The sequence below is a fragment of the Nocardia lasii genome, from assembly GCF_042658545.1.
In the GTDB taxonomy this organism is placed as follows: Bacteria; Actinomycetota; Actinomycetes; order Mycobacteriales; family Mycobacteriaceae; genus Nocardia; species Nocardia lasii.
This window is the reverse complement of record NZ_JBHSQN010000007.1, coordinates 83421-108876: the sequence shown is the minus strand read 5'-3', so window position 1 is coordinate 108876 and position 25456 is coordinate 83421. Positions and strand designations below refer to the sequence as shown.

Here is a 25456-nt window from a genome sequence, read left to right as displayed (position 1 = left end):
TGACAACCGCAGCCCCACGTCTATGCGGAGCGAGCCTCGCTGGCCCTGGACCGACAGCGATGCGCGCCAATCTGTCGGCGCAGGTTCCCGAGTCCCGGTGTCGCGGCCGCCCGCAGCCGGGTTCGCGGCTCGCTCGGAGCCCGATATCAAGCGGGAGTGCGACCGAGGTAGTGCAAGAGTTCGTCGGTCGCGCCGGTGGTGTCTCCGTCGACGACGGGTCCGTAGGCACCCCACTGCCGCAGCGGTTCGATGATCTCGACCGCCACCCCGGACCCCGGCGCCGGGTGGAAGGTGCGGGCCGCGGCCAGCAGGTGGGCCGACAACTCGTCGGTGAGCGGCGAAGGCTGACCGGTGGCGATGGCGATGTCCCAGGCGTGTACGGCCGCGTCGAGGGCGGCGAGGACGGCGGCCACGGGGGTGGTCAGCTCGCCGTGCGGGAGCGGTGTCGCGACGGTGGGGGTCTCGTCGGCGACGGTGGACCAGGCGGTCGCGGTCTGGTCGACGGCTTCGCGGACCAGCTCGACGGCGGAACCGTCGATGACCCCGGACGGGTCGAAGGGGTTGTAGGTCGGACCGGCGCCGACCCCGAGGGCGGCGGCGTAGGCGAGCTGGTCACCGGCCGCGTGCTGGACGACCTGGGTGACGGTCCATTCGGCGCAGGGCGTCGGCAGGTTCCACTGGTCGTCGCCGATACCGGCCACGACCTCGTTCAGAGCCCGGTAGGAGGTGGCGAGAACGTCGCGCCAGACGGTGTCGAGGATGTTGTTCATGACTCCAGCCTAGGAACCCATTAGGCTCGTTTCTTTCCTGATTCCACACGAGGTGAAAATGGCCGCAACAACCCCGCGCGTCCTGCGCCTCCTCGCCCTCCTCCAGGACCGCAGCTACACCGGATCCGAGCTCGCCGCCCGCCTCGACATCACCGAACGCACGGTGCGCAACGACATCGCACGCCTGCGCGAGCTCGGCTACCCCGTGCACGCCCAGCGCGGCGCGATCGGCGGCTACCGACTCGGCCGCGGCGCGACCATGCCCCCGCTGCTGCTCGACGACGAGGAGGCCGTCGCGGTGGCCCTGTCCATCGCGGTCGCCCACGACGGCGCCCTCGCGGTCTCCGATATCGGCGACCACCTCACCAGGGCCCTGCGCAAGATCGAGCAGATCCTGCCGAAACGCTTGCAGCGCAAGGTGTCCGCGCTGCGCGATGTCACCGAGATCGGCCCGGCCACCACCGGTTCCCGCGAACCCGACGCCCCCGTTCGCGCCGACCTCCTCACCACCCTCGCCGACGCCATCCGCCGCACCACCGCCGTCACCGTCGAAACCGCTTCCGGCACCACCGAACTCGAGCCCTACCGGCTGATCAACTGGCAACGCCGCTGGTACCTGGTGGCCTACGCGATGACGACCCACGACTGGACCGCGATCCCGGTCGCCCAGCTCACCCGCGCCGCGACGAACCCGCGCGTATTCGCCCCGCGCCGGCTGCCCGACGACGACCTGGTCGCCTTCGTCATGCGCCACATCGCCACCACCGCCTGGCGGGTGCACGCCCGCGTGACCGTGCTCGAATCCGCCGAGACGGTGATCGCCAGGATCAACCCGGCGGTCGGGGTCGTCGAGCCGATCGACGAGCACTCCTGTGTCCTGTTCACCGGCGCCGACGCGATGGAGACGATCGCGATCTACCTGAGCATGTTGATGATGGATTTCCGGGTCGACGGGCCACCGGAGCTGGTCGCGCATCTGCGCGTGCTGGCCCGTCGCTACACCGAATCGGTGGCCGGTTCGCAATGTCGGGACCAGCCGACCGCACTACACTGACGGGTGCGGCACGGTCGCCGCCGCGGGCTCGTGAGGGTTCTCGGCGGATGGCGTTGGAACGAAGATCCTGCACGTCACGGGTCCCGGCGACCCGCTACCGGAGGAGGACGTATGTCCGATCCGTTGCACACGAGGGTGTGCCTCACCGGCCTCGACTGCTCCTGCCCGAGCATCAGCGTTTTTCTGGTTCCCGAACCGCTGGTTCGCGGCGGGCAGATGATGCACCTGCTCGAACAGGCCCCGGTCGCCGGGCGAATACCCCGACCGACGCCCGATGCCGAACTCATCGACCTGATCCAGGCCGCGCGGATGCCACTGAACACCCGTGGGTTGGCGCGCGCGCAGCGGGTGGCGTTCACCGGTCCGCGCCACGATCCGCCGCACACGCGCGAGGTGCTGCACGACCATCTGATCGAGGAACCCGCGCCGTGGGGGCTCGATGTGGATGATCCAGCGGAGTTGACGCGGTTGGCGATGCTGCCCGAGCGCCGAATCGGGATGCGTCGGATCGACGATTTCCAGGCGCATTCGATCCGTCAGGCGATGGCGGCGGTGTACCGATATTTCGCGATCGACCAGCGCATTCCGCTGGTTTACCACGGTTTCGCCGACCCGAGGGAGGGCTGGTTCGCGCTGCGCGCTTCCGCGGCGTAACAGATACTTGTGTTCCTCGACACCCGGTAGCCACTGGTGCGCTGGCGATCGATAGACCACAATGTGTGCCGATAGGGTGAACAAACCGCGCGGTCGGTGTCGCGCGGTGAGTACGCTGCGAATTGTTGGATGTTCGGCCGACCGAAATCAGTTTTTGGTAGCGCTGATCGGTACGGATGCAGAGGTATAGCTATGACGCTCAGCCGACCGGAGCGGATCGACCTTCTTCTCACGCGCCAGCAGCGTCTGGAACGCGAACCTGAGCCCCGTGAGCCGCTCGGTTCGCTGAGTGCGATCGAGCGGGCCGTCATCGACGCCACCATCGCCCTGCTCTCCCCCGGACAGAAGTTCGCGCTGCTGTGGTCGGTGCAGGTCGGCGAGCATCTGGTCGCCGGGGTGCAGATCAAGGAGCGCGGCGGCTCGGTCACCAACCTGCTGCCGCCGGTGGAGGTGCTCGAGCATCTCGCCGATCACAAGCGCATGTCCTACGACCCGCAGACGGGCGCGTGGCTCAGCGCCGAGATCTTCATCGCCGGACCGACCCGGTACAAGACCAGCTACTCCACCGGCGCCATCGCCGACTGGATGCCCGAGGTCACCGCCGAGGATCTGACCGCCGAATTCGCCGCTTTCCCGCGACCCGACAGCGAGATTCCCGACTGGGCGCGCTCCCAGATCGACTGGGCCGCCCGCAAGACCGGCTAGCGTTTCACCGCGTTGGGTGAACGGGACCGCCCCGCGCGCGGGTTCGATGGATAGCATCAATCCCCGTGCCGGACCGATCTGAACGTGCGTTCACCCGAATCCGCCTGACCGCCCTCGTCTGCGGGCTGCTGGGGTTCGTGCTTGCCCTGCTCACGCCGCTGTTGCCGGTGCGTCAGGACCGCGCGAGCCTGGACTGGCCGCAGGCCGGCGCCACCAGCGTGCAGGCGCCGCTGGTGTCGTACGTGCCCCAGCAGCTCGACGCGCGACTGCCGTGTTCGATGTTGCGCGAGCTGCCCGAGGGCGAGGCGGCCACCACGCTGCTGACCACCGTCCCGGTCGACTCCGGCCAGATCACCCGTGGCCTGAGCGTCGTCGCCCGCGACGGCTCGCTCACCGTGCAGGCCCGGGACGTGCCGATGCTGTCGGCGCCGATCGCCGAGATCGCCGGCTGCGACACGATCGCGATCGACTCCACGATCGAGGCCACCACGGTCGAATTCCTCGGCGTCACCCGCGCCGACGGCAGCGCGTTCCGCAATACCGTCACCGTGGACAAGCGCCCGCAGATCGTCGGCGTCTACACCGACCTGGCCGCCGAGCAGCTCACCGGCGCCGCGCTGCACGCCGATATCGACTCGCGCTTCACCTCCACCCCCACCGCGCTGAAACTGGCGGCGATGATCGGCGCCGGGGTGTTCACGCTGCTCGCGCTGATCGCGCTGCACCTGCTCGACAACGCCGACGGCCGCCGCGCCCGCCGCTTCCTGCCCCGGCACTGGTGGCGGATCACCCCGACCGACGTGGTGGTGGTCGCGACGCTGCTGGGCTGGCACGTGATCGGCGCCAACACCTCCGACGACGGCTACATCCTGAACATGGCGCGCGCGTCCGGGCCGTCGGGGTACATGGCGAACTACTACCGCTGGTTCGGGGTCCCGGAGGCGCCGTTCGGCTGGTCCTACGAACTGCTCGCCTGGATGACGAAGATCTCCGACGCGAGCCCGTGGATGCGTCTGCCCGCGCTCGTCGCCGGGCTGGTCTGCTGGGCGGTGATCAGTCGAGAAGTGCTGCCGCGCTTGGGCGCTCGCGTGCGCCGCGACAAGGTGGCGCTGTGGACGGCCGGGCTGGTGTTCCTGGCCTTCTGGCTCCCCTACGACAACGGCCTTCGCCCCGAGCCGCTGATCGCCGCGGGCGCCCTGCTCACCTGGTGCCTGATCGAACGCGCCATCGCCACCGCCCGCCTGCTCCCCGCCGCCCTGGCGATCCTGGTCGCCGCGTTCTCGCTGGCAGCGGGGCCGACGGGGTTGATCTGTATCGCGGCGCTGATCGCGGGTACGCGGCCGGTCATGCAGATCATCATCAAGCGAGCGCAGGGGTTGCTGCCGCGCCGGATCGCGGCAGATAGCAGCGAGTTCGACGATGATCGCCAGGTGGAAGCTGCTTCCGATGCAGTCACGGCCGGCCAAGCTAGCGCGGCTAACGCAGACAGCACGGCTAACGCGGGCAGCACGGCTAACGCAGACAGCACGGCTAACGCGGGCAGCACGGCTAGCGCAGGCGGCACGGCTGGCACCGCCGCACGACTTTCACTGCGCGCCACGATCTTCCGCTACGCCGCACTCCTCGCCCCCGGCATCGCCGCAGGCACCCTCGTCCTGGTCATCGTCTTCGCCGACCAAACCCTCGCCACCGTCATGGAGGCCACCCGCGTCCGCACCCTGGTCGGTCCGAACGTCGCCTGGTTCGACGAGCGCACCCGCTGGGATTCCCTGTTCATGCTCTCCCCCGACGGCTCCCTTGCCCGCCGTTTCGGCGTCCTGGTGATGCTGCTGTGCCTGCTCGTCTGCGTCCTGCAGGTGTTGCGCAAGGGCCGCATTCCCGGCACCTCACGCGGCCCGTCGGTGCGCATTCTCGGCATCGTGTTCGCCGCCCTGCTGCTGATGATGTGGACGCCGACCAAGTGGACCCACCACTTCGGCGTCTACGCCGGGCTGGCCGGTTCGCTCGCGGCCTTGGCAGCGGTCGCGGTGGGCACCAACGGCATTCGCGCCCCGCGCAATCGAGCGCTGTTCGCCTCGGCCGTGCTGTTCCTGCTCGCGATGACCTTCACCGGCTCCAACGGCTGGTGGTACGTGTCCAGTTTCGGTGTCCCGTTCTGGGACAAGGCGCCGATGGTGGCGGGCAAGGGGGTGTCGACGCTGTTCCTCGGACTCGCCGTCCTCGCCCTCGTCGTCGCCCTGTACTTCCACCTGCGCGCCCCCTACCGAAAGCCCACGGGCACCGGCCGTTTCGACAAGTTCGCGACCATGCCGTTGACCCTCGCGGCGGCACTGCTGGTCCTGTTCGAGGTGGCGTCGATGCTCAAGGGCGCCGTCACCCAGTACCCCGCCTACTCCATCGCGAAGTCCAATATCGAAGCGCTCCAGGGCAATACCTGCGCCCTGGCCGATGACGTGCTGGTGGAGACGAACACCGCCGACTCGCTGCTGCTGCCCTACGACGGCGACCCCGCCGACGGCCTGAACGCCGAATCCACCGGCTTCACCCCCAACGGCGTGGCCGCCGACCTCACCGCCGACGCCGACGAGACCGTGATCGGCGGCGCCAACTCCGTCGACAAGGATTCCGCCAACAAGACCACCAACACCACCGGCGCGGGCACCGGCGGCGGGACCACCGCCGAGACCGGCCTCAACGGCAGCACCGTCGCGCTCCCCTTCGGCCTCGACCCCGCCAGCACGCCCGTCCTGGGTTCCTACCAGGACGGCGTGCAGCAGCAGTCGAAGCTGACCTCGCAGTGGTACCGCTACGACCTCGTCGACAGCATGCGCCACGATCCCGCCTACCAGGCGCTCGTGATCACCGCCGCCGGGCGCATCCGCTACGTCGACCCCGACGGCGTCTCCCACTACGGCCAGGATCTGCGGCTGGAATACGGCACCCGCGCCGCGGACGGTTCGGTGACGGTGACCGGCTCGATCGTGCCGATGGATATCGGCCCGTCGCCATCGTGGCGCAACCTGCGCGTGCCGATCGATCAGCTGCCCGACGGCGTGAACGCGGTGCGTCTGGTCGCCGTCGACAACGACATCACCGCCAAGCAGTGGCTGGCCGTGACCCCGCCGCGCCTGCCGCGCCTGACCACTCTCGACTCCCTGGTCGGCCGCGACGACCCCGTGCTGCTCGACTGGCACGTGGGTCTGGCTTTCCCCTGCCAGCAGCCGTTCGAGCACCGTGACGGCGTCGCGCAGGCCCCGCAGTGGCGGATTCTGCCGGATCGGGTCGGTTCCGACGCGTCCAACGCCTGGCAGGACGATATCGGCGGCGGTCCGCTCGGGTGGACAAACCTACTGTTGAGGGCCGAAACTGTGCCGACCTATCTCGACCATGATCTCGGTCGCGACTGGGGCTCGCTGGAGCGGTTGACCCCCTACCAGCCGGCACCGCCCGCGCAGATCTCGGTCGAGGTGATCACCCAGTCGGGTCGGGCGAAGGAACCGGCAATTCGGGCGCAGTAGGTGTGGCGCCCGCCACATGTTCAGACACAGGCAGCGCAAGGGCAGTGGCCTGTACTTGCGCATGCCGTGAACCAAACATTCAGTCCCCGTGACGATTTCGGGCAGGTGAAACACCTGTAAATGACAGCGTAAAGGACCTGTGCCAGCGCGTTTGAACACGTACCCTGGTGGGTATGACAGGAGCCTTCGATGACATGGATCTACGAGATCTCGTCGACTTGCTCAGCGACGACGAGAAGCAAGAACTACGACCGGCTGTAATGCGGGTACTGGAAAGACTGCCTTCACAAGAGGTATTACGCCGCGACTTGAACCGTCGCATGCTCGAAGTCTGACCTCCTGTTACCTCATACAACCAACAGGGCGCGGACCACATCACGTGGTCCGCGCCCTGTTCCTGTCGGCGGCTAGAACACCCGCAGCGGCCCCGGACTCCACAGCCCGCTGCGCGAGTGCGTGCTCGTCTCGAGCTGCGCCGGTGTCGCCCGCAGGTGCTGGTCGTAGCGTTCCAGCGAACCCCAGTCGCGCGCCCAGTCGTCCTTCAGATATGTCGGGATGGTGACCCGGTTCGCCAGCATCTGGGTGAACCCGAGCGGGCCGCCGAACTCCTGCGCCTGCCAGGTGTCGGTCGAGGAGATCGCCAGCGGACGGTCGGGCAGGATGCGGTAGTTCGGCACCTCGGCGACACCGTTGCGGTGGGCGAACGGTCGCTGGCACGGGAACTGCAGACCGACCGCCCAGTCCAGCAGAACCGGCTGATCACGACCGATGAACGTGTCGAGCGACTGCAACGTGGGCACCCGCGGCGGAGTGAAAGCCAGCCACTGGTCCCCGATCAGGATCGGGTCGTTGACCAGCACGCGCACCGCGTTCGCCGAGTCCGGCAGCTCGCTCAGCGGCACGCGCAGGTTACGCCACGACGGCGCGGGGCCGATATCGCGCGGCTGATAGGCGCCGAGGGTCTCGACGCTGCCGTCTGGGTTGCGGGTGCCGTATTCGACGAACAGCGCCTGCCCGTACTTGTCGGCGCCGGTGTCGTCCTTGGACGCGATGCGCCCGGCCGCGCTGATCACCACCAGCGGCGATTCCGCGGAGCGGGCAGGCAGCCCGTACCAGGCCGATTCCAGGTGCGCGGGCTGCTGCACGCCCTCCTGGTAGGAGCCGAGGACCGGGGTCTGCGCCGGGTCGAGGCCGAACGGGAGCGCCACGGTCGACCCGTTCACCCCGCGCGCGCCCTCGCCGCCGCCGGTGCCCGCGCTCTCGCCCTCGGCGAAGGCCGCGCCGACCGACTGGTTGCTGGTGTTGCCGGTGCCCGGCTTCACCTCCACCGCGTCGGCGGACAGGTCGCCCGGCACGCCGTTGGGCGTGAACCCGACCGAGTCGGTGCCCGCGAGCGGGTCGTCGGGGTTGGTGAACGGCCGGGCCGGGTCGATGATCGGTTCGAGCCTGCCGCCGTTCGGGTCGGATTCGACCAGCACGTCGTTGGCCAGACCGCAGGAGTTGTTGCTCAGCGCGTCGATATTGGAGCGCGCCAGCGAGTACGCCGGGTACTGCTGGGTCGCGCCCTTGATCAGCGAGAGCACCTCGAACAGCACCATCAACCCGACGACCACGGTCAGCGGGATCGCGGCGAACTTGCGAATTCGTCTGCCGCGCGCGGTTTTCGCCGACGGCACCGGTTTCACGTAGTCCTCACGCAGCGCGTACCAGCCGACCAGGGCCAGTGCGACGCCGAACAGGATCAGCATCACGGTGTTGGAGTTGATGCCGCTCACCGAGATGGTCTTGTCGAACCACGGCACCCCGTAGCTGGACACGTACCAGTAGCCGTTGATGCCCGAGAACGACAGCGCGAGCACGAACAGCAGTCCGGCAAGGAAGATCGCCCGGTTCTTGCGTGAGCGCAGCGCGCTCTGTGACACCGCCACCGCCGTCACCGCCGCGAGCCCACCCGCGATGCCCGCGTAGGCACCGAAGTGGTGGGTCCACTTGGTGGGGTTGAACATCATGAAGAAGATCGTGCCGAACACGATCCCCATCAGCCGCCAGGTCGGACCCGAGGCGATACCGGGCACCTGACGGCGGCGCAGCAGCACCAGCAGCGTCGTGAACAGGCACAACAGCATCGTCAGGAACGCGAATCGGCGGGCCAGCGAGCCGTCGACGGTCTCGACGAACATGTAGTAGTAGCGCAGGTAGTCCTCGTACCAGGCCAGGTTCGGGCCGGTGGCCTGGCGCACGCGGTTGGCTTCCTGGATGCCGGCGAAGGTCTGGTCGCCGTAGACGACCACCAGCACCAGCAGACCCGCCGACGCGATCGGGGCCAGCAGCGCGGTCGTGCCGAAGACGCGATGACGGCGCACGACGATCCGCACCAGCGGCCGGATGCCGGCCAGCAGCGCGGCGATACACATCAGGCCGGTCGGGGCCGCGGCCAGGGTGAACGCCGCGATCAGCACCGCCACACCGGCGGGCAGCAGGCGCCCGGTGGCGATGGCGCGCTCGATCGACACCCAGGTCAGCAGGGCGCCGAGCGCCACGATGGGCTCCGAGCGCAGGCCGTTGTCGAACGGCAGCCAGAACGCCAGGAACACCAGGCCGCCGGTCCACAGCGCCACCTTGCTGCGCTTGACCGCGTTGCCGAGGCGGGGCACCACCTCGCGGCTGATCACCATCCAGCACAGGATCGCGCAGATCAGGGCCGGGACGCGCACCCACGGGCTGGCCGTGGAGACCTCGGCGAACACCTGGATCACGTAGTAGTACCAGCCGAACGGCGCCTCCGGGACGCCGTACCAGCGGAAGTAGTTGGCCATGTAGCCCGCGTCCGGGGCCACGCGCACCATCGACAGGATGTAGCCGTCGTCGGAGGTGTTGGCGCCGACGAAATGCCAGACCAGCAGCGTGCCGATCACCGCACCGTCCGCCCAGGTGGGCTTGAGCCAATTGCGCGGCAGGAAGCGGCGGTGGCCGCGGCCGTCGCTGCCGTCGAGGGCGCCCAGCGCGGCCAGCGCGAGCAGCGTGCACAGCACCGCGGCGACGATCGCGATCAGCTTGCTCGGCGACGGACTCGACGAGAAGCGCGTATCGATCGTCGAGGTCAGCGAGAGACCCGGCGGCACATCACCTTTCAGGTCCGTGAACACGCCGACCACCTGCGGCCGCAGATCACCGAGCAACTGCCCCTGCACCGGCACCTGCGCGGTCTCCACCACGCCCGGCTGCCCCGCGACCGGCCGCTCGATCTCCTTGGTCAGCCCTGCGAACTCCGCGCTGGTGCGGCTCTCATCGGAACTGATCCTGATCGCCGAACATCCGTCCATCGCCGAACGATCCGCCGAGGCGACCACCGCGTTGCGATCCACCACGTCCACGGCGGTATCGGACACGCGCACGAACAGCGCCTCCAACGCGGCCCGATCCCCCTGCGGCGGCGCGGTCGCCAACAACATCCCGCCCTGCTCGGGCAGCGTCGCCACCGCCGAACACGGAATCGACACGTTCAGATCGATCGGCACCTGCGACATCAACGGCGCCTGAAGATTGCCCAGGGAACCGTTCTGCGGCCAGTTCAACTGCGCGGTCGTCTGCGTCACCGGCAAAAACGGCGTAGCCAGCGCGAACGCGACCCCGAGTAGACCCGCGACGATCGCGATCCATCGCGCGACCCGAAAGTCCTTCGCGGAAGCCACCGGCTCGGCAGGAGGCTTGGAGAGAACAGCTGTTGCGGCGTCTGGCACGGTTCGACATGCTATCTGCCCGCCGCCACGCGCGAGGGGTCGCACGCATACCCGAGCCGATCAGTGGTGTGACTATGCACCGGACCACGTATCGCCTCGGTCCTGCACGTGCACCGAGACGACGAGTCGCTGGCGTCGGCGATCATCACTGCTGTCGGCCAGGTCGAGTCCGCCGGTTTCGCGGTCGTCGGCGTGCGAACGGAAAATCTCGTGACGCTCAAGACGATCGCGGCGCGAACCACCCGTACCTACGAGAGCGTTCGACGCCTCGCCAATGGCGACCGAGGCCCCGGCGGGTTTCCCGCGCCGATGAGCGGTGACGGCTACGCGCTGTACTCGTGGACCGAGGTCGCGAGGTGGTTCGCCGAGCACTACGGGATCCCGGATACGACCACGCGCTACGACCGAATCGTCGCCGCCGCCGACCATTTGGTGCGCGCTCGCCAATTGCTGGGTGGCGAAACCGGACAACTCTCCGCTCTTGCCAGCTGAGCGCCGTCACCAGCAGTTCCTCAGTACACGGCGCTCCGAGCCGCCCGCAGCTGTCGGGTTGCTCAGGCGTTCGTCCTAGACTCGACCGCATGACCAAGGTGAATCTCGAAACCAATTACGGACCGATCGTGCTCGAGTTGGACGACCAGGCCGCGCCGAATACGGTCGCCAACTTCGTCGACTACGTGAACTCGGGCCACTACGCGGGCACCGTGTTCCATCGCGTCATCCCCGGTTTCATGGTGCAGGGCGGCGGCTTCGAGCCCGGCCTGAAGCAGAAGCCCACCAAGGCGCCCATCCAGAACGAGGCCACCAACGGCCTGAAGAACGACAAGTACACCGTCGCGATGGCCCGCACCAACGACCCCCACTCGGCCACCGCCCAGTTCTTCATCAACATCTCCGACAACGCCTTCCTCAACCACACCGCCCCCCAGGGCCAGGGCTGGGGCTACGCCGTGTTCGGCAAGGTAGTCGACGGCACCGAGGTGGTCGACAAGATCGCCGCCGTCCCCACCGGCAACGCGGGCCCCCACCAGGACGTGCCGGTCGATGACGTGATCATCGAATCCGCTTCTGTGGCTTGATTCTTCGATAACAGCGGGCCGTCACCGATTCCCCGGTGACGGCCCGTGCGGTTTCCGGTCAGCCCGACCAGCGGGCCCTTTTCATCCTGCCCGCTACGCCTTGGTAGCCCTTGTCCGCCATGGTGCGGGACAACATTGTTCAGCTGCAGAACGAAAAAGGGCTCACTCTAACCAGTACCGATGCCTTCGGCGGAAAGCCTATAAGCTCGACCGATAGCGACGTCTACGGAGCCCTCTTGCACCCCCCAATCCGAAGTATCTCGTGCAGAATAGGCAGCCAGGGATCATCAGCGAGGGGTTCAAGCGTGCGGTAGCCGTCTCCAAACCCATAATTAACCAAGAAGGCAGAAATATCGTCGGAAAACCGGGCGAACTCGTGAGTATCCCACTGAACCCATACTGCGCCCGAGGTTCTATGAATGAATATTGGCGATATATCTACCAAGCCGCAGCAAATCCAATCTTCCCGACCACCATCGAGAGAATCGCAATAAAATTGGCTGCCATCAAGGTCCTCGGTTCCAAAAATAGACACAATGCCCATTCGCGGACCGTTTGTCATCGAGAGAACGCTCGCTAGCCCATAGAATACACCGGCTACCGCTCCCATTTCTCCGTGACCACCGGGCATGTCACCAGCACAGATACCATCGGGATGACGCGCAAGCACCGCTCGCGCACGCTCGACCAGATCCGCCAACTCGGCTACCACGTGAGGACCTCTATCCTATTTGGTGTCACAACTAAGATTTCGTATCTGAAGCTTCGGCAGGATGAAAAGGGCTCAGTGGTGCTTGCGCATTTCCGGCGCTGAACTAGCGCCTGAAATAGTGCCAGTAGCCACCGAGGTGGACATACTGGTGATCTCTATCGTCGGTGGGGATTCGGCCGTCCGGTAGGTACACGAACCCGCTGGTTACGCCCGGATAGTACCTCGACAGGAAGAATGTACATTCTCCGCCGGGACCACCCCCGATATGGTGAAACTCGTAGCTTCCAACGGTTCTGCTCTGATATGGAACACCGAACCGTCCGCTTTCCAGCGAACCGCATTCAGCGGCTGCCCGATCCATATCGCCGCGTGCCAACTGCCAGCCGATCCGGCCCGGTACAGAGAACCCCGACACCACGATCGTGGCGATGATGAAGCCGGGAACCAGCAGCCCCCAACGCCACCAATTCATGTACTTCCTCACCCCGGCGATGATCACCAAGACCAGCCAGACCAGTACCGGAACGGCGATCACAGGGGCGACGAAGAGCAAGACCTCCTCGTCGTCGAACACCGGCACACTCGCCCACAGCCGCCAGGCACAGCACAGCAATGTCGCGACGCCCGCTGCCGCCATCCAACCTTTCCACGCGGTCGGCAGCGGAGGCCTGACACGCTCAGACAGTTCTGTCGTCATGCCGATACTCCGTATTTCCGTTCGCCTGGCCCTCATTCACCAATGTGTACCGTAGCGGCACCTCGACGGTGAGCTTGTCTGTCATCGAAACATCTCTGACCTACCGCGGACCCCTCGCTCGACAGCACAGGGAACTCCTGTCACCTACTTGGACGCAGCAGAGCCCCGATCGGTTCCATCCGATCGCCAGATGGCGATTCACAGTTCCCACAGCGCCGATATCGGCATCGCGCGAAACTTCGGCCCGAAGGGCAAGGTTCGGGTTCCGGTATAGAGGACGATTCCGGCGATGAGATCATCACCGATGCGGTCGTGCAGGTGTTGCAACCCGGTGAAGTCGTCGCCGCGGACCGTGTTGGCCGCCTTCACCTCGATCGCCACCACCTGGCGCCGACGGTTCTGCAGCACGATATCGACCTCGACCTGGTCCCTTGTTCGATAGTGGAAGAGGTCGACTTCCTCATCGCACCAAGTCAATTGGCGCGCGATCTCCGAGGCCACGAAACCCTCCAGAAGTGGTCCGGCGACGTCGCCGACTCGGCCGAGGGCGTGCGCGTCGAGCCCACACAGCTTCGCGGCGATTCCGGAGTCGACCATGATGACCTTGGGCATCGAGACCGCCCGCGAACTGATGTTTCGCGACCACGCGGGAATCCGCTTGATCAGGAAGACCTCTTCCAGCAATCCGACGTATCGCTGGACAGTCGGATGCGTCAAACCGAGTTCGGTACCGAGCGACCGCAAGTTCAGCAGTTGCCCCGACCGGGCGGCCAGCAGCTGGGTCAGCGCGTGCATTTGCGGCGCCCGGTGAATCTCGGCAAGTTCCGAGACATCGCGATTGATCAGGTCGGCGACGTAGGAGTTGAAGAACCGCGAACGCCGCTTGCTGGTTCGACCCAGCGATTCGGGGAACCCGCCGCGAACGATGCGCTCCATGTACCCGGCGCGGGACTCGTCCGAGTAGTGCTGGACGTCCGGACCTTCCCGGAAGACCGCGTCTACGAATCCATCTGGTGCACCGTCGATTTCGCCCTGCGCGAGCGGCCATAGTTCGATGGTTTCCATTCGACCCGGCAGCGCGTCCGGTACCGACCGCAGAGCCATGACCCGGGCGGAGCCGGTCAGCAAGAACTGACCTGGCGTTCCGTCGGCATCCACGATCTCTTTGATGCTCAGCAACAGTTCGGGGGCTCGCTGAACCTCGTCGATGATCAGCGGTCCGGGCTGGGCGACAAAACCTGACGGGTCCCGTTGGGCCGCGAGTCGAGACTCCGTATTGTCCAAGCTGTTCCAGGCCGCCCCTCGCGACCTTCCGATACACCGCACCAGCGTGCTCTTGCCGCACTGCCGAGCCCCGTTCACCAGAACCACCCTGGTGTCGGCGAGCGCTTCTTCCACGAACTTCTGCGCATGCCTCGGCAGGAAGATGCCGAGCGGAGACGCGGCAAAACGTGTGGTCATAGCCCCATCATAGCAGTTCCGACTTTCCAATTGCCGGAGGTTGATTTTCCAATTGCCGGGCAGTCGCTTTCCAAAAGTCGTCGGCGACGGTTGGGTGGGCGTGGTAGTCGCCGAGGCGCAGGACGGCGTGGCCTCCGCCGTCGGCGGGGCGGCGGTTGAAGCGGGCGTGGGGGCGTTGCGGCCATCGTGTTGGAAGTAGTTATTGGGTTGGGTCGCAGGGGGTTTCACGTCGGCGACGTGGAAGGTTTCCGGGCGCCAGGTGCCGGGGGCGCACGGCGGGATGACGGCGGTGCGCGGATGTCGGCGCTGTTCCAGGAACTGGCCGACCAGACCGACGAGTTCGGAGACCGCATCACCGATCTCTGGCGCAAGTCACTACCGATCGCCGACGCCGGCGGCCTCAACCTCCTCGGCACAGCCACCGCCATGACCGCCCGCCTCCACACCCTCGGCCCCCACGGCGACCCCCTTGAACAGGCCATGCTCCTCACCATCGCCTGGGCCGACCGAGCCAAATCCCAACTCCAAGCTCGAGTCGACAGCATCGAAGAATTCCGCGCCCAAATCAGGGACGAGACCGAACTTCCCGGTTGAGTGCCCGACTCCTATAATCCCATTGCGCGGCAAGTGCGCAATGATCCCATCGATCGCGAACAGGCAGGGTCTGCAAGAAATTGAACCTCCACCAGCTTCGCTACGCCGACCCAGGGAAGTGGCAGGCAGCGGCCAATGATCTTCTTACCGCAGCAAAGGATTGCGAAGAGGCCGTCCAAGAGATTCACGCCAACGGTTCCCGCCGGCTCGAAGAGTCCTGGACGGACTACCTCGGTGACATTGTTCGGAGCCGAATTTCAGATGTGACGGGCAAGCTCGAGGAGATTGGCGTACTCCTGCGCGGCGCTGTGACAGCTTTGGATACTCTGGAAGACGCCGCCCGAATCGCGCAGGCACAAGCAGGATCAGCGATTTCGGCGGGCACGGTCGCTGGCCTGCACCTGGTCGGTGACGCCTTCATCGTACCCGCCGACCACTATGACCCAGATGCTGCGGCCGACGACTGCAAACGCTACAACGCGTTGATCAATGATGCGGTCGATGCGGCGGATCGCGCAGACCAAGAGGTTGCCGGGGCACTGAGAAAACTCAGTATCAGCGTGAACAGTAGTTCGCTCGACGAAGCAATCAAGCAACAGTCCGCGGCAGTGTCCGACGCGCTTGACGCGATCAGGGAAACCCTGCCGCAGGAACAGCCACCGGATGTCGTCAAAGCATGGTGGGACGGACTTGCCGTCGACAGACGAAAACAACTGATGCTCGCGGTCCCAGTCGAACTTCACAGCCTCAACGGCTTGCCCGACAGCGTGAAGAAAGACCTCGAAGGCTCCAATGGGTATAATGCTGTGAAGGCCGTCGATTTCGCACGAACCCACGCGACTGATACATCCATCGACATATTTCAGAATAATTGTGCCAATTATGTTTCGACTACGTTGACGGAGTCCGGTCTGGCACCCAAAGGATCGATGACTACCGACGAGAATGGGTGGGGCCGCAGCCGAACAGCTGGCATGGACTTCGATCCCCCCGGCCCAGGGTCGATCCAGGGCCTCAGCCACACCGATACCTGGTTCAATGCCGAAAAGCAGAAGAACTTCTTCCTAGAAAACGGTGCGCAGGATGTGGGCACCAGCGGAGCCAAACCTGGCGACATAATCTACTGGGAACACACGCAAAATGTCGGCGACTACAAGCCTGGCGAGGCGCACCATACTGCGATAGTTACAGCTGTACTACCCAATGGTGATGTCCTCTATTCGCAACATACCAGCAATGGAAATGACTTCAGCCTCACCGACAGAATCGGCTTTTCCAATCAGGATGGCGGTGCGCAGAATATCCGCGTAATCAGACCGAAGGAGACCTGGTAGGTGAATCGAAACCTACTCCTACCCGCAGGATTGTTCATCGCATGTTCTACCGTCGCGTTGGCGATCCTCACGGCAGTTGACGGCCGACTCGATAAGCGCACCGAGATGTTGCGCGCATCTCGGTGCACGGTCGCGGTCCCAGTTGCGAATAGCACCACCATGCTCAGTTGGCTGGCGGTCCTACTACTTGCCGTGGCAGGAATCGCCGTTATATCGTTGGGTGCAGTATCCATTCGATCCAAACGGTCATCCGTGAAGGCCCTCATCGTCTTCACTGCCACGATCGGCGGAATAATTGCTATCGGATACGGGCTCATCGTTGGAATATCTATCGCTTACCCAAGTTCGGAGGAGCCGATCTCTCCCAGCTACCACCCCTGCGTAGTTCGCACCTGAAAGGCCGAGCAATGACGGACATCTGCATTGATCCCGCAGCAGCACGCGCGGCAGGAGTAAATATATCTATCAACAGTGCAGAATCGCACACGCGCGTGGAACAACAGTTCGACGAGATTGCACCGGCCCAACAAGCTAACGAGGGATGGGCGACAGGGGTCGCTCTTACCGACTTCGCATTCATACGCAAACGCGAGATATTGGAATGCTTGAGCGAACTCGAGGGTATCGGTCAGAACATCGTCACCGTCGTCACCGCCCGAATGAGCGTTGATGAGCGCTACGCGACCAGCCTCGACCGCGTCGGGAAAGCAGTCGAAGCTATGTCTCAATAGCTTCTCGCGAGATCCTTGGACCAGCGCGCGGCGGCTATGGTGCGCATTGCTCCTCGAGATGGTGCGCATAGCTACGAAAACTTGGTGCGCGTTCGGACAGCATCACGGTCGATGTCACTGATTCTGCGCGGGGATGGCGGACTGGTGGGCGCGATCTCTCGCGCCTCGCTGAGGACATCCGCCGCGGCGACGGCCGAACTCGGCGGTGCGACCGTACTACACAACAACGTCGACTACGACCGCATCGCCGAGATCACCGGCCAGCCGACCGAATGGGTAGCTGAGCGCGGATCACTCTGAGAGTGACGATCCTTGGACAGAACCGCCTGATTCCGGTCTGCCTCGAATCAAGCACTGCGCTTCCCGAAAATCGTGTCGTCGCGCGCATGGTCGAAAAGCCACGTGTCCAGTCGTGCGAGCGTTCGCAGCGTTGGCTTTTCCGTCGCGTCGTGGCGAAGACCGCGCGCGGCCAGCCATTCGTTCACGTCGCGCCACAACCACAAGCCGCCCGCTGCCAGGTTCGTCGGCGCCGGAAAGGGTTGGCTGCCACTGCGCTCGCCGCGCACCCAATTGCCGACCGCCTGCCGCGTGACTTGCGCCCGATCGGCGATATCCTGCCTGGTCACCAAGTCCGCGTAGGTTCGGATCACCGCGATGCCGGCAGCCTTCAGCACCCGCACCGCCTCGACTCCCGCCGCGAAAGCCGCGGGTCCGGCCACCGTGACCGTGATCAACGTCAACCCACCGTGACGCTCGACGACGCAGTCCCGTTCCGCTTCAACCAGTTCGATCTTCGGATCGAACGCGTCCACGATCGCGTCGACTACAAACATGAACTCGCAGTTCACCGTTGGTCCTGGCTTGTTCGAGGGGCTCGGTTCAGAGCCCCGAATGGAGCACCCAAGGGTGCCGGTGTCGTAACCATCCCTGCCCGCTTCCCCGCACCGAACCCCGATTTGCGTCCTCGGCCAACACAATTGGCCCCACGCCCGAATCGGCGTGTGGCGGTGTCGGACCTGGTCGCAGGTGTGCACTCCCGAACCGACCAGGTGCGTACGTGCGAGGCGTACGACGAAGGTGCTCGCAGGAGGCTGGGTAGCAGGGTTGTCTGTCCCTCGGTCGGGCTCTCCGATAACGACCGACAGGAGCGGCCGGGCCCGGACACGACACAGGTGGCCCGTCACCAGGGCATACGCAGACCCCTGGAACGACGAAAGCCCGACGCATGATGCGTCGAGCCGTTGCAGGTAGGATTTCACCCTACGGTGCGAACAGCTGTTTCCTGTTTCGTACCCAGGCCGTTCGGTGAGTTGGCGCTCACCGGGCGGCCGTTCTTGTTCCTGTGACGCTACACACTGTTGCTCACGCTAGCAACTAGCGAGTTCCCGCTCTGGCCAGCGACTTCCGCGAATACTCACGCCCTGGCGACTCCCACGCACCGATCGACAATGAGTCGCCGCGCAAATTGACGCGACCCTATGCCCTGGTCGACCGTCGACACACGCGGCCTTTCGGAGCCCGCTCCGGTAGCATCGCCCGCCATGAGCACTCCTGGGGGGAGCGGCGTCCCGCCGCTGTCGGTTGTACCCGCCGAAGTCCAAACCGTTGGACGCTACGTCTACGGCATCGCCGAGTCTCTGCGCACCGCCCTCGACTCCGCGCACTCCGATGTCGACACACTGCTCGCCAGCGGCTGGACCGGCGACCTCGCGACCGTCTTCGGCACCGGCTGGACCGAGACCCGCGAGGGCGGGTCCACAATTATTGCCGCTTTGACGACGATGGCCGAAAAACTCGGCATCACCGCCGAAACCTACCAGCAGCAAGATATCTCGTACGCCAACGCTCTGAATATGTCCAGCCTCGATCTTCCGGGGCTGTAGATGGAATCCCAATTCTCGGTGGATATGGAGCAACTGGATCAGATCGTAGCGCGCCTCGCCGGTCTGGCCGGATACGTCGCTGACCATCTGGACCAGATCGATGACAAGGTCGCCACCCTGCAAGGCGGTATCTGGGAAGGTGTAGCGGCGGAGGCATATCAGGTCGCGCACACTCAATGGATCAGCGGGGCAAAGGAATTCGCCGAAGGCTTACGCGATATGAGCACTGCGGCGAAATCGGCACACACCCGCTACAGCGGTGCCGCTGATCTCAACAAGAAGATGTTGGGAACCGGATAGCGCATGGCTTGGACTATCGACACCGGCATGTACTACGACGCCGGAAACAAATGCCAACTTCTCGCCAACGATCTCAGTCTTGCACTAGGACCCCTCAACGCTGCTTTGCAAAACGAGTGCGGTGGCATGGCGGGCAATCATGACAGCTGTGACAATTGGATCAACACCTACGACCCCCACGCTCGCGACATCGTCACCTTGGCCGCGACCTTGGCCAACGCCTTGCAACGCTACGGCGACGTGCTCAAGGCCAATGGTTACAATTGGTGGTACTCCAACCGGACTACAGCCAGCGGGACCGAACCCGTCAAACCGACTGAATCCGAGCCGCTCTACGATTCGGGAATGGCTTTGCCGGTCAGCGCGCGCGGCGACAATGGTCCCGGCCTAGATGAAGGTGTCGTCGTCGGGCTTCTCGAGCGAGTGGGCCGAATCCCCAACGGCGACACCACGAAACTCGCCACCGCACGCGATGCCTGGAAGGCGTTCGCCGAGAATATCAACGTCACTGGCGCCGCCACTCGGATAAACGGCGTGAAGGCCAAGTTCGCTGACAGTACCGATCCCAACATCATCGCCATCGACGAGAAGCTCGCGACGCTCGAGAAGGCCGCGACCCTGCTGGCCGAGGCAGCCAAGGGAATCGTTACCCCACTCACTGAACACCACAGCGAGCTCGGCAAGATGCGTGAGGACATCGGCGACAAAGTCGCCGCAGCCGCCGTCGAACTCGGCGCCGCGATCGCGATGACCGTTGTACTGGTCGGCGTCGTCGCCATCTTCACCGCGGGCACGGGCGCCGTCGCGGCTGGCGCGGGCGGGACAGCCGTGACAATCCAGATCGTGGAAAGCACGGCGGTCGTCATCAAGAACGCGGTGAGCGTGAGCAGACTGGTCACCGTAGTGGGGGCCGTTGTCGTTGCCGGTACCGCCAGCGGGAGCTTCACCGCGATCCCCGACCTGACCAGCGCCGGAGTCAGTGCGGCAATCACGGCCATCGCAGGCATGGCTGTCTACGTCGCCGCCAACGACGACGCTGTCCCGGTCGATCGGCCCAAGAAGGTGCCGACCTCTGGCTCAGGTAAAGAAAAGGCAACTGATGTACCCAGCTGGGCCAAGGGGCGTCCGCCGTTCGTAGGTGAAAGTGGGAAAGAGTATGCGCGTCGCCTAATGGATGAGCAATACGGGCCCGGAAACTGGGAGGGAACGGGACCAAAGACTGAGTTCAACAAGATCAAGAAATACGGAGACCGTTCCTGGCAAGACCCCAAGTAGCACGTAGATGGAGATTTGAATGGACGAGGTATTTATTGTCGACCACTGGTACGAGCTGGAAGATGGAGAGGAGGTGATTCGAACGATCGGGCTGTACTCTTCGGAATCGAAAGCGAACGAGGCGGTGGATCGAATGAAGAATTTGCCAGGATTTCGTGACAACCCTGACAATTTCAGCGTGGATAAGTACACAATGGGTAAAGATCATTGGACAGGCGGATTTCTTTCCGCAGGTTCATGAGCGAACTATCTGAGGAGATTTGATGGACTCGGCGTACCTGCTCGAACATACTTACGTAACGGAGGGTGGCATCGAAGAGTCTAAGCGGATCGGCGTGTATGCGTCGGAAGACGCCGCACGAGCGGCTGCCGCGCGCCTTAGATCTGAGCCAGGATTCTGCGCCTATCCCGATAATTTTGTCGTACAGCGTTATGTGATTGATTTAGATTATTGGTAACTGGTCAGGTAGCCAGCAGGGTTCCGTCAAAGTCATGACATGAGGTTCTGACCAGCAGATTCGGGCGTGTCGCTGGTGCGGACACAGCCACAACCCCGAGATGATCATGGTTCCTATACCCGATCGTCGAAAGCCGTTGCTGTGTCCGCGTTTTCATCATCGCCGGTCGCGAACGCGAGCGCCACTGCGGGGCCGCCATCGCCCACTCTGGCCGACTCCGCCCACGACTACCCCGTTTCCACCGGTTTGCTGGAAGTACTTGCCACAGCGCCCGATCCGCGTAGACGACGTGGCCGACGCCACTCACTGGCGGCAGTCGTGGCCCCGGGGATTAGCGGCGACGCTGGCCGGTGCACGATCACTCACCGCGATCGCTCAGTGGGCCACCGACGCCCCCGCATCTCACCGCTGCTGCGCAGCGATCAGGTGAAAGTGGTGCGTGCGGGGATGTTCCTTGCCTCGGAGATGTCGACCCGAGCGGTGCCGCTGCTAGTGCCTCGTCCAGGAAAGTTGCTTCGGTAACGGGTGTCGAGTTGATCGCGCGCCTGTGACCGGTGATGCTGCCCGGTGGAGGTGATGCCGGTGGCCAGGAAGCCGGAAGTGTTTGTGCAAGAGGTGAGCCCGGAGGAGGGCCGCCGACTGCAGAAGATCACGAAGACGAGCATGCAACCGATCAGGATGCGGCGTGCGATCGTGGTGATGGCCTCGGCGCAACGCCAGCCGGTCCCCGCGATCGCGAGGTTGATGCAGGTCGGCGAAGCCTATGTGCGGCAAGTGATCCACGACTTCAACGAGCGGGGGTTCGATGCGTTGGACCCAAAATGGAGCGCGGCCAGACCGAGCAAGGTGGATCGGGCAACGCGTGAACGCATTGCCTGTATCGCCCGGTGCTGCCCGCGAGACCTCGGTTGGCCGTTCTCGGTGTGGAGCTTGTCGAAACTCCGAGAAGTGCTGGCCACCAACAAGATCGCTGAGATCAGTCGTGAGACTCTGCGTACGATATTGAAGGCCGAGGGTGTGTCGTGGCAGGCGGTCAAGACCTGGAAAGCCGGCACCGACCCTGAGTTCGCGACCAAGATGCACCGCATCCTCGACCTCTACGACCACCGGCCCGCCGACGGGCGGGTGGTCTGTGTCGATGAGTTCGGGCCGTTGAACCTGCAACCCCGTGCTGGTCGCGGCTGGTTTCCGCGGCGTAAGCCGAAGCGGTTGCGGGCGACATATCACCGCACTCAGGGTGTTCGGCACCTGCTCGGCGCCCTGGATCTGGCTACGGGGAAGATCCATTACCGGATCCGGGATCGTAAGCGGTGGCAGGAGTTTCTCGGGTTGTTGAAGTCGCTGCGAGCCCGCTGGCCAGGCGAAAGGCTCTATGTCGTCGCCGATAACTTCTCCCCGCACAAGCGGGCCGAGGTCCGGGACTGGGCCGCGGCCAATGATGTGGAGTTGGTGTTCTTACCGACGTATTCGTCGTGGTTGAACTGGATCGAGTCCGAGTTCGCGGCGTTGCGCTACTTCGCGTTGAACGGCACCGATCACCGCAGCCATGGTGAGCAGGATGCTGCGATCGGGGCCTATATCCGTTGGCACAACCAGCATGCCCGACCCAAGCGTGACTTCGCCGTCAACTCCAAGATCCGGCGACCGGATTACCTACCGAAGGTTGCTTGACGAGGCACTAGTATACGAACCTTCTCCTAAACACGGGACTCAGCAACGTGGTGACGCTGCGCCTGCACCGACGAATCCCCAGGAGTCACTGGATAGATCAGTACAGATCAAGCCGACGTCATCGCGACGAGTTGCGTATGATCCCGAGACCGGGGAGTTCGACGTATTCGATGAGACGCACCCAGGAAAAGGGACATACCACGGACACCAAAGGACTTGGGACCAGCTGACACAGGAGATGCAGAATGCGCTCGTCAAAGCTGGAGTCGTGAACAGGAAAGGAAAACCAATCGAATGAGATACGAAGAACCAGAGCCGATCGACCGGGCAGCGGCGATAGTGATGCTGGAATCGGGGGATGCCGAACAGGCTGAAAGTGCGATTATTCAACTTGCCTTGTCAGATCCGGATGGAAATTGGGTGATTTTGCAGGCGCTCAGACTTCTGAAATCAAGAATTGGCAGCGTGCGGGCAACTGCGGCGACCGCTATCGGGCACGTCGCGCGCATTCATGGATCGGTGGACAAAGACACAGTGCTTCCCGCATTACACGCACTGATGACAGATCCGGAAACTGCCGGTCGCGCCGAAGATGCGCTCGACGATATCGAAATATTCGCGAAATAGCGCTGCCGATCTCATCGGTCTCGATCTGAGGAGTTCTCCGCAGCGCCAAACGATCAGTGCGGACCCACGAAGTATAATGCAGTGCTAGCAGATCAGTTCATACATTTCCGCGACTACTCATTCGACAATGGCCTCGACCACAAGTTTCAGTGGATCGATATCAAGAATTACGCGATAAGCAACCGGGATTACAGCAACGAGACTCTCCTGGCCGAGTTGATCAGCACCGATGAATATAAGGATGACTATAGCTGGTTGCGATATCGCATAGCTCTGATCGAATGGCACTCATCGTATTGACTGACGATTGAATCGGCGCAATCTCATCGCCGGATTGAATTCAACGCGCCCGTTCATTGTCCCAGTAGTTGGGCGGGAACTCGCCCGGGTGCGGAAGCACGAGAACCCAACTGACATGGCCGCGAAAATATGCGCACTGCCGGCTGTGCGGCGAAACATCCAGAAAGGAGCGGTACCGATGGACGGCAGCGATTCGGTGGCTCTCCAAGCCACCGACGTCTGGTATTACTCCCCTCACGACGAGACCGCGTTCTTCGAGTGGTTGGGCAAGATCCGAGCGGTCCGATCGTTCGGAGGCGAACTGCGCACACTCGAGATCGTGGTCAGTACGCCGATCGACGAGGAGTCGCTGCGCGAACTGCTGGCACTGTTCCGACGGTACGACATCGACATGGCACCGCTTCGCGTGCTCGGCCACCCAGCCGTCGATCCCTGGTTCCATGATCCTCGAAAGTACTGGCACACCGACGTTTTCGGGACTCCACATGGCTAAGCGAAGATTCCTTCGCCATCGAACGCTCCACACGAGGTTGCGGGAAGCCGCCCTGGCTGCTCTACGTCCGCGATCATGTCGGCACTGTGCACCTGTACAAGTTGAACTCGGGCTGCGCCTGAGCGGTTTCGGGAGGGATGGGATCCATGGACGGTGTCGAGTATCCGGAGATGCGGGCGGCTGTGTTGGCGGCGGTTCGTGCGTTGGCTGATCCGGATTATCAGGAACGGGTCTGGTTGCGGCGGGAGTATCCGCATTCGCGCTTCTACGACGATTTCGACGCAAGCGTTCACACGCTGTATGACGACTGCGTTGTACTGCCGGACCCCTCGCTGCGGATCGGCTCCATACTGGTGAGCAGCGAAGAAGTCGATGCGTTGTTCCATCTCGGTCGCGTGCTGACGCCGCTCATTGATGAACTCCGCGATGCACCGGATGCGACCTATGTCGGTGATCCCCGGTGGAGGGCTGTGGTGATGGCCGCTCGTGCGGCGGCAGTACGTGGTGCTTGCGCGGATCGCGCCGGCGGATTTCCGGGCGGGTGGTGGCCTGTCATGTGAACCCGGGTTCGGGGTTGTTCTGCGGATCGGGCCGACTTTCGTATTGTGCGATGAAGCGCGGATGCGCGCGGACTGCGATTCCCCGGCGATCGGCCGTGCGACGTGCGTTCAAGGTCGGTTGGACGCGGTTGAAGAGAGTGACCAACACAATCATGCCGATCGGAATCCAGCCGGGAAAGATGGCGAAGGCGAAGTACTTGGCGAGATCCATTCGACCAGCTTGCTGCGCTGCGAGTGCGCCGACCAGCGTGCAAATAGCGGCGAATACGCCTGCGAGAAACGCGAAACTGTACAGCCCGGTGCGAAAACGACACCAACAGCACATGGGCAGTTTCGCGTGCAGGACGGAATCCGCATCGGGTATCCGCGAAGCGGACTTGTTCAATCCCTTTGTCAGCAACCCGTCCTCCCCGATGTAGGACTCCTTCAGACCGTACGCGGTTGTGTATTGTTGCGTCCCATCGAAAGTTATCGCGGTTTCAGACCAGGCGACGGCGGAACGGCCGTGCTGAATGCAGATCGGCGGTAGCGCTTCGGTCAGCGTGAAACGGGAGAAGCGCTGGTCGACCACATTTCCTGACTCCACGTCCCGACTCGCATCGATTATCACCTCGTCACGTCGCACAGCTAGGCCAGCCATCCACGGTCGCGCCGTTGTTGAAAATACAGGTCATCATCATCCAGATCGACCTCGAGCTCGTCTGCTGACATCACTTACTCCATCTCAGATCTCCGACTGCTTCCTCACTGAGTTGGACGCATCGGATCTCGATTCGTTCCGCAATGTGAGGCAAGTCACTTCGGTTGGGGGATGTTCGATGCCTGCCGTCTCGGCCGTGA

24 protein-coding genes and 1 pseudogene are annotated in these 25456 nt (G+C 63.9%); 19 read left to right on the top strand and 6 right to left on the bottom strand.

Translation table 11 applies throughout. The features are described from left to right. Positions 1–146: 146 nt before the first annotated feature. Positions 147–770 (bottom strand): TIGR03086 family metal-binding protein, encoded by a 624-nt coding sequence (locus ACFP3H_RS12180; protein ID WP_378604183.1) that lies wholly within the window; start codon positions 768–770, stop codon positions 147–149. 58 nt (positions 771–828) lie between these two features. Between ACFP3H_RS12180 and ACFP3H_RS12175 the strand changes: the two genes are divergently transcribed. From ACFP3H_RS12175 to ACFP3H_RS12160, 4 genes are all read left to right on the top strand, one after another. Then, on the top strand, positions 829–1824 hold the full coding sequence (locus ACFP3H_RS12175) for a helix-turn-helix transcriptional regulator (RefSeq protein WP_378604180.1): 996 nt from the start codon (positions 829–831) through the stop codon (positions 1822–1824). A 111-nt stretch (positions 1825–1935) separates the two neighbouring features. After that, complete coding sequence (locus tag ACFP3H_RS12170; protein ID WP_378604177.1) at positions 1936–2478, top strand: hypothetical protein; 543 nt, start codon at positions 1936–1938, stop codon at positions 2476–2478. Positions 2479–2670: 192 nt separating this feature from the next. Next, a complete protein-coding gene (locus ACFP3H_RS12165) occupies positions 2671–3183 on the top strand; it encodes a hypothetical protein (protein WP_378604174.1) in 513 nt (170 codons plus the stop codon). A gap of 65 nt (positions 3184–3248) precedes the next feature. Next, on the top strand, positions 3249–6701 hold the full coding sequence (locus ACFP3H_RS12160) for an arabinosyltransferase domain-containing protein (protein WP_378604171.1): 3453 nt from the start codon (positions 3249–3251) through the stop codon (positions 6699–6701). 407 nt (positions 6702–7108) lie between these two features. On the opposite strand, the gene ACFP3H_RS12155 is transcribed toward ACFP3H_RS12160, so the two are convergent. Continuing rightward, entirely contained in the window at positions 7109–10441 is a 3333-nt protein-coding gene (locus tag ACFP3H_RS12155) for an arabinosyltransferase domain-containing protein (protein ID WP_378604168.1), read from the bottom strand. Between the two features lie 108 nt (positions 10442–10549). Here ACFP3H_RS12155 and ACFP3H_RS12150 point away from each other — a divergent pair, with 108 nt between their 5' ends. From ACFP3H_RS12150 to ACFP3H_RS12140, 3 genes are all read left to right on the top strand, one after another. Next, positions 10550–10933 (top strand): hypothetical protein, encoded by a 384-nt coding sequence (locus ACFP3H_RS12150; RefSeq protein ID WP_378604165.1) that lies wholly within the window; start codon positions 10550–10552, stop codon positions 10931–10933. Between the two features lie 89 nt (positions 10934–11022). After that, a complete protein-coding gene (locus tag ACFP3H_RS12145; protein WP_378604162.1) occupies positions 11023–11520 on the top strand; it encodes a peptidylprolyl isomerase in 498 nt (165 codons plus the stop codon). Positions 11521–12136: 616 nt separating this feature from the next. Then, positions 12137–12334 (top strand): hypothetical protein, encoded by a 198-nt coding sequence (locus tag ACFP3H_RS12140; RefSeq protein ID WP_378604159.1) that lies wholly within the window; start codon positions 12137–12139, stop codon positions 12332–12334. Position 12335: 1 nt separating this feature from the next. Here the strand turns inward: ACFP3H_RS12140 and ACFP3H_RS12135 are convergent, their stop codons facing one another. Together ACFP3H_RS12135 and ACFP3H_RS12130 are read right to left on the bottom strand one after the other, a co-directional pair. Beyond that, entirely contained in the window at positions 12336–12929 is a 594-nt protein-coding gene (locus ACFP3H_RS12135) for a hypothetical protein (RefSeq protein ID WP_378604156.1), read from the bottom strand. 198 nt (positions 12930–13127) lie between these two features. Beyond that, complete coding sequence (locus ACFP3H_RS12130) at positions 13128–14390, bottom strand: ATP-binding protein (protein WP_378604153.1); 1263 nt, start codon at positions 14388–14390, stop codon at positions 13128–13130. Positions 14391–14687: 297 nt separating this feature from the next. Between ACFP3H_RS12130 and ACFP3H_RS12125 the strand changes: the two genes are divergently transcribed. The 4 genes and pseudogenes from ACFP3H_RS12125 to ACFP3H_RS12110 all read left to right on the top strand — a co-directional run. After that, entirely contained in the window at positions 14688–14984 is a 297-nt protein-coding gene (locus ACFP3H_RS12125) for a hypothetical protein (protein ID WP_378604150.1), read from the top strand. Between the two features lie 80 nt (positions 14985–15064). After that, a complete protein-coding gene (locus ACFP3H_RS12120; protein WP_378604147.1) occupies positions 15065–16318 on the top strand; it encodes an amidase domain-containing protein in 1254 nt (417 codons plus the stop codon). A gap of 407 nt (positions 16319–16725) precedes the next feature. Then, the gene (locus tag ACFP3H_RS12115; protein ID WP_378604144.1) at positions 16726–17049 is read left to right on the top strand and encodes a hypothetical protein; all 324 of its coding nucleotides are present in this window, start codon (positions 16726–16728) and stop codon (positions 17047–17049) included. Positions 17050–17232: 183 nt separating this feature from the next. Further along, a pseudogene (locus ACFP3H_RS12110) lies at positions 17233–17349 on the top strand (VapC toxin family PIN domain ribonuclease); the annotation flags it as partial. Positions 17350–17396: 47 nt separating this feature from the next. On the opposite strand, the gene ACFP3H_RS12105 reads toward ACFP3H_RS12110, so the two are convergent. After that, entirely contained in the window at positions 17397–17882 is a 486-nt protein-coding gene (locus ACFP3H_RS12105) for a hypothetical protein (RefSeq protein ID WP_378604141.1), read from the bottom strand. A gap of 708 nt (positions 17883–18590) precedes the next feature. On the opposite strand from ACFP3H_RS12105, the gene ACFP3H_RS12100 reads away from it, so the two are divergent. From ACFP3H_RS12100 to ACFP3H_RS12065, 8 genes are all read left to right on the top strand, one after another. Further along, positions 18591–18932: a WXG100 family type VII secretion target gene (locus ACFP3H_RS12100; protein ID WP_378604138.1), complete on the top strand. Its 342-nt coding sequence runs from the start codon at positions 18591–18593 to the stop codon at positions 18930–18932. Continuing rightward, entirely contained in the window at positions 18933–19232 is a 300-nt protein-coding gene (locus tag ACFP3H_RS12095) for a WXG100 family type VII secretion target (protein ID WP_378604135.1), read from the top strand. 3 nt (positions 19233–19235) lie between these two features. Next, positions 19236–20507, top strand: a complete 1272-nt coding sequence (locus tag ACFP3H_RS12090; protein WP_378604133.1) for a hypothetical protein — start codon at positions 19236–19238, stop codon at positions 20505–20507. 19 nt (positions 20508–20526) lie between these two features. Continuing rightward, positions 20527–20748, top strand: coding sequence for a DUF7336 domain-containing protein (locus tag ACFP3H_RS12085; protein WP_378604130.1), 222 nt, complete (start codon positions 20527–20529; stop codon positions 20746–20748). 799 nt (positions 20749–21547) lie between these two features. After that, the gene (locus ACFP3H_RS12080; protein WP_378604127.1) at positions 21548–22636 is read left to right on the top strand and encodes an IS630 family transposase; all 1089 of its coding nucleotides are present in this window, start codon (positions 21548–21550) and stop codon (positions 22634–22636) included. A 294-nt stretch (positions 22637–22930) separates the two neighbouring features. Beyond that, entirely contained in the window at positions 22931–23263 is a 333-nt protein-coding gene (locus tag ACFP3H_RS12075; RefSeq protein WP_378604124.1) for a hypothetical protein, read from the top strand. A gap of 478 nt (positions 23264–23741) precedes the next feature. Beyond that, the gene (locus ACFP3H_RS12070; RefSeq protein ID WP_378604121.1) at positions 23742–24056 is read left to right on the top strand and encodes a hypothetical protein; all 315 of its coding nucleotides are present in this window, start codon (positions 23742–23744) and stop codon (positions 24054–24056) included. A 146-nt stretch (positions 24057–24202) separates the two neighbouring features. Then, complete coding sequence (locus tag ACFP3H_RS12065; RefSeq protein ID WP_378604119.1) at positions 24203–24616, top strand: SCO4402 family protein; 414 nt, start codon at positions 24203–24205, stop codon at positions 24614–24616. Here ACFP3H_RS12065 and ACFP3H_RS12060 read toward each other — a convergent pair. Continuing rightward, the gene (locus ACFP3H_RS12060; protein WP_378604116.1) at positions 24609–25187 is read right to left on the bottom strand and encodes a hypothetical protein; all 579 of its coding nucleotides are present in this window, start codon (positions 25185–25187) and stop codon (positions 24609–24611) included. The genes ACFP3H_RS12065 and ACFP3H_RS12060 overlap by 8 nt on opposite strands. Between the last annotated feature and the right edge of the window lie 269 nt (positions 25188–25456).